This window comes from Gordonia sp. SCSIO 19800, assembly GCF_018132775.1.
Classification (GTDB): domain Bacteria; phylum Actinomycetota; class Actinomycetes; order Mycobacteriales; family Mycobacteriaceae; genus Gordonia; species Gordonia hongkongensis.
In genome coordinates this window covers 1-635 of record NZ_JAGRQM010000065.1, presented here as the reverse complement: position 1 = coordinate 635, position 635 = coordinate 1, and the positions used below count along the sequence as shown (strand labels likewise).

Sequence of the window (635 nt, the reverse complement as noted above, 5' to 3'; positions counted from 1 at the left end):
AACGGGGCAGCGAGAATGATCGCTGAAACCCTGACCACCGCACGCCGCTGTGGGGCGAGCGGGGAGATCACCGTCCGCGGCGACGCCGCCTATGGCACCGCCGCGGTGATGTGCACCTGCCAACGCCTCGCAGCGACGTTCTCGCTGGTCCTGCGGACCAATACGGCGATCACCCGCGCCATCACCGCGATCGGCGACGACGCCTGGACGCCGGTGCACTATCCCGGGGCGGTCACCGACCCCGACACCGGCGAACTGATCTCTGATGCCGAAGTCGCCGAAACCACCTACACCGTGCAACCGGACTCCACCCAGCCGGTCACCGCCCGCCTGATCGTGCGTCGGGTCACAGCCCACCACCCCGCCGGCACCGACACCCTGATGCCCGCCTGGCGGTACCACTCGTTTTTCACCAACACCACCGACGACACCGTCACCGCCGACATCACCCACCGCCGCCACGCCATCATCGAAACCGTGTTCGCCGACCTCATCGACGGACCGCTGGCCCATCTGCCCTCCGGACGGTTCGGTGCTAACGCCGCCTGGCTGGCGCTGACCGCGATCAGCCACAACCTGATGCGCACCCTCGCCGCACTCACCAACACCCCCAGACTGCGGGCCGCGCGGGGCGC

At 69.1% G+C, this 635-nt stretch carries 1 protein-coding gene; it reads left to right on the top strand.

What is annotated here, in order from left to right; translation table 11 throughout:
* Positions 1 to 635: transposase (locus tag KB201_RS24675; RefSeq protein ID WP_211540915.1), on the top strand; the 635-nt coding region annotated here is incomplete at both ends.